Raw genomic sequence first — 4574 nt, 5'->3', positions numbered from 1 at the left:
AAAAAGTTTCGTAAAAACATGAATTTTACTAAATTCCTTAAGATAATCAAAGCGAATTCGCAAGTTAATGAAATCCCCAGGCCAACTGCGATTGGTTCAGGATGATGATTGGAAAATAAGGCCAACGGCAGCTTAGCAATTCTATTCAACATAGCGGTTTCAATACGGTGTACACTACCCGTATGCCCATTTGAAGGTGCTATAGTAGGTTAAAAGGAGCAAAATAGCTTGAAAAGGATGTGCCACCACATGTAGAACGGATATTTTTCAAAAAAACTTCGGAATCGGTGATAAAAACGCCAGTTTTTGTACTCGCAAGATTTTTAAACATTTTGATGCGTCAGTACTGACAACACCTGCTATTCATATCTATTTACCTATGCTAAAATATATCTGAGGTGTTCTCGTGGCTTTTAGCGATAAATTTGACCTATTAATGAATATAACTAACACATCAAACAGTGCACTTGCCCGTCATCTTTCTTTTGACCCCTCATTCATCAGTCGCTTGCGCCGGGGGGTGCGCACCCCTGCGAAAAATGAAAATTACATAAAGGAAATTGCCGGCTACCTGGCACGGCACTGCATTGAAGAATATCAAAGGGCTGCACTGTGCAAAGCACTTAGAATACCCTCAACAAAGCTGCCGGTAGAAAGTGAGGATAAAGCAGAACTCATCTGTCACTGGCTATTAGAGGAGAAGAGCGATGACACAAAATCAGTTGAAAGCTTTCTTGACGAATTAACACACTTTAAATTTAAAAAAGTACCACCAATTGAATCCATTGAACCACTAAGTATCTCTAAAACCTCTACAACCGATTCCATAGTATTCTACGGTATTGAGGGCAAACAAAATGCAGTTATTACCTTTTTATGTCTTTTGCTCAAAAACAAAAACCCCCAAACACTTCTTTTATACAGTGATGAGGACCTGGGATGGCTAACAGACAACCGTGAATTCACGGCAAAATGGGCGGCGCTTTTATCGCAGGTTATTATGAGAGGAAATAAAATAAAGATTATCCATACGGTACACCGCAACCTTGACGAAATGCTCTCAGCGATTGGCGAGTGGCTGCCAATTTATATGACGGGTGCCATTGAGCCATATTATTACCCAAAAACTCGTGACAAGGTATTACGACGCACATTATTTATAGCGCCTGATACCGCTGCTGTAACTTCGAACTCCATTAGAAACGAAACAAAAAATGCGGCCAATTTTCTTTTTAACGGTAGAGATACTATTAAGGCTCTCATCGAAGAATATAATAATTATCTTTCCCTGTGCCGCCCGCTGATGCGTATATTTACGCCTCTCAGCAAAAAGGGATATGATGACACTCTTTCAGAATTTGAGGATGAGAAAGCAGACAGCATTATAAAAACAGATACACTTTCGACGATCACTATGCCCATCGATGTAGCTGAAAGTATATGTTTACAATTAGATAATGATACAATGAACCAAATACTGAGCTACCAGCAAATACGGAATAATCGCTTTGAGAAAAGCTTAGAAAAACACAGATTTACTGAACTAATTAACATTCCCGACGCGGAGACTATACTAGACAAAAAAGTCCGAGTAGGATTTCCCGATATGCTTGGTGACATCGAGTTATTTTACAAGCCTGAAGAATTTAAAAAACATCTACAAAATATTATTCGGCTTCTTGAAACCTATGATAACTACAATATACATTTTGTATACGGCGGAGAAATGGCGGGATATATGCTCTATGTTAAGGATGATGTCGGTGTAATTGTTGCAAAAACCACAGCGCCATCTGTGATCTTTGCTATCAATGAAAGTAACCTGACCGCAGCTTTTTGGGATTATTTGAGGATTATTTCAGGCATGGTGATAAAGAGTGAGGGAGATAGAAAAGATACAGTTGCCAAGTTGGAGACAATTATTGAAAAGTTGAGGGATTAGCTATGGGTATCAGAAAGTATAAAATATGCGTCTGTCCAGGCCATTTCCGATAATTTTGAGATGTAGATATATCTTGTCCATCAATACAACAAACCGGAGGATTATAACCCCCGGTTTTTGCTTGTGATTTAATATGTTTTCTTTATCAAATGCCTAATAGTTTACTGTTTTTTATTTCTAAACGATATAACTGCACCGATGGCTGTAATTAACATACCAAACCCGTAGAAAATTCCTACAGGTGTCCCGCCTGTTTTTGGCAGTGCGGCCTCATCGCTGGGTACAGGTTTCTCTGTTTCAACAGTTACCTCAACTTCGCCGTCCTTCTCCGGTTCCGTCTTTTCCAAAGGAACTTCAACGAAATTTGCTGTTACTGTGACTGCATTAGCCGGCATGGTAATTGTTGTGACAGCGCTGTTTGCATCTGCAAAAATGACTCCATCACTTGACGTCCAGCCGCTGAACTTGTAGCCGCTCTCGGCAGTTGCTGTGATAGTAGGAGCTGCCCCTGCCGCAAAGCTGCCACCACCTGTGACTGTACCCCCTTCTCCGGCAGTTACAGTCAAGGCATAGGTTGGCTGGATATAGGCCGGAATACTGATCTTTAGTGCTGTGCTCATATTGCCGAATCTATCCTTGACCTTGATATAGAGGTCCTTGTCTCCGGCGGTCAAGCTGTTCAGACTAATAGTTGTTTCCTCTCTGGTGCAAGCTGTACCACTGCCGCCGGTGTCGATCACCGGTTCTGGTTCACCACTGTCCACTACTGCGTAATAGTACTGCCCTGCTCTACTTGATGTAAATTTCACTGCTGCATCTGTGTCACCGGTACGAGTAACTTCACCTGCCGTAAGTGTTGGGATTACATTCGAGACGTAAGGAATGGCAAAGGCATCTACTTCGGCTGCGAACAGTTTTTTCAGGGTGGCTGTTCCAGAGGAAGTGTCTATGCTGTACAGCCCCCCTTGTTCACTGTAACTGTATAGTGTGCCGTATAATATATTGTTATCCCTATCGAAGCAAATATCTTGAGCATAGTTCAAGTCAAGGCCGATGTTTCCGATAGCTGTCCCCGTACCGCTGGTATGATCAATGGCAAGCAATTGGTCATAAATAATATCTATGCCATATAAATTACCAGCATTGTCTGCGGCTATTCCGATGATTACATTGTCTCCAATGGGACCTACCAGGGTGACCTCTGCTGTTGTCAAATCGATAGTATAAAGATTGGAAGAAGTATCATTGATGATCTCGATGACATAGGCGACATCGTTAATATGATTATAAGTAAAACCATGCAGTGACTTGCCGGTGAATCCAACAAGTGTATAGTCGCCTGTGTTTTGATCAATAATGTAAAGGCCCGAGTTATCGTAACTGTAGTTTACTGCGTACCAAGCGTCATCGACAAAATCTCCACCACTCATCCAAATAGTGTCATGTTCGACATTTTTAATCGACTGCAGTGAACCAGTGGGGATTGAAACAGTGAATGGACCGGTATTAATACCTGTCCCCGCATCATAAGCTACCCACCCATAAGCAGTCAGACCATTAAATGATTCTATGTTAATTTTCAGTTTTTCACTGATATTCCCTGCCGCATCTTTGACAACAATATAAATATCTTTTGCACCTGGTGTCAGGGAATCAAGGGTAATGGTTTGCTCTGTAGTGTCACAAACTGTACCACTACCACCGGTGTCGATCACCGGCTCATCAGCATCTTTTTCCACTACTGCGTAATAATACTGCCCTGCTTCATTTGAGGTGAATGTTACCGTTGCTTTTGTATCTGATATTCTGCTTGCTGCTCCTGCTGTGAGGATTGGTGCAGTTGTATCTGAAGCCGCAACAAGTACATTATCAAAATAGATTTCATTGGTGCCGATGTTTCCTGCCGTTAAGTCCAGGTGTGTAGGGCTTACTGTTTGATGCATATTGATATCTGAGCCGACCTTGGTGCCATCAATGTAGACAGTGTATGTTTTTGCTGTCATATTGTTTTCCATTTTGACATGGTACCAATTGTTTATCGTATATTGACCCAAATTTATCTTGCTATTATCATTTCCATTTTGAAGTGCGGTAATGTTTCCGTTCTCAAACAAGACCCCGGAAACTCTTGTGCCCCAAGTTCCCACTGTTGGATTATACAAACCAATGCGCCCTGGCCACTGGCCGCTAAACGGTTTTACATATGCGCTGACCACCAATGTATTTGGAAGTGGAGAAGGAACAGCAACGATATGTTCAGCTGACCAAGAACTTGCACCTTGCAACCTAAACACCTTGGTGTCGCTGCCTTGCCACCCTTCAGTGGTGATCACCTTTTGATTGGCATCACCTGTTCCATTGTATTTCATTGTAAAAGATGATGGATAGGCATTTTCAGCATAGCTTTCAAAGTCTTCATAGAAAATAGTGTCTTCAGCATTTGCAGTAATGGGCATAGTAAAAAAAACTGAGAACATCATGACAACTGTAACTACCCATGACAAAACTTTCTTAAACATAATACATGCTCCCTCCTTCAATAATTGTTTTGCTGCCAAATTCTTTTTTTGAGAGTCCAAAGCACCTCCTTCAATGTTCGTATCTGCGGCAAATGTTCCCATATAAATGCCGC

2 protein-coding genes are annotated in these 4574 nt (G+C 41.6%); one reads left to right on the top strand and one right to left on the bottom strand.

Annotated features, from left to right (window positions below):
- The first annotated feature begins 406 nt into the window (after positions 1 to 406).
- The gene (locus tag SSCH_RS14790) at positions 407 to 1942 is read left to right on the top strand and encodes a hypothetical protein (protein ID WP_044666155.1); all 1536 of its coding nucleotides are present in this window, start codon (positions 407 to 409) and stop codon (positions 1940 to 1942) included.
- Between the two features lie 161 nt (positions 1943 to 2103).
- Here the strand turns inward: SSCH_RS14790 and SSCH_RS14785 are convergent.
- Positions 2104 to 4574, bottom strand: a 2471-nt coding sequence (locus SSCH_RS14785) for an InlB B-repeat-containing protein (protein WP_044666154.1), incomplete at its 5' end; no start/stop codon positions are given.

Source organism: Syntrophaceticus schinkii, from assembly GCF_000946815.1.
Taxonomy (GTDB): domain Bacteria; phylum Bacillota; class DSM-12270; order Thermacetogeniales; family Thermacetogeniaceae; genus Syntrophaceticus; species Syntrophaceticus schinkii.
This window is presented reverse-complemented; position numbering and strand designations above follow the sequence as displayed.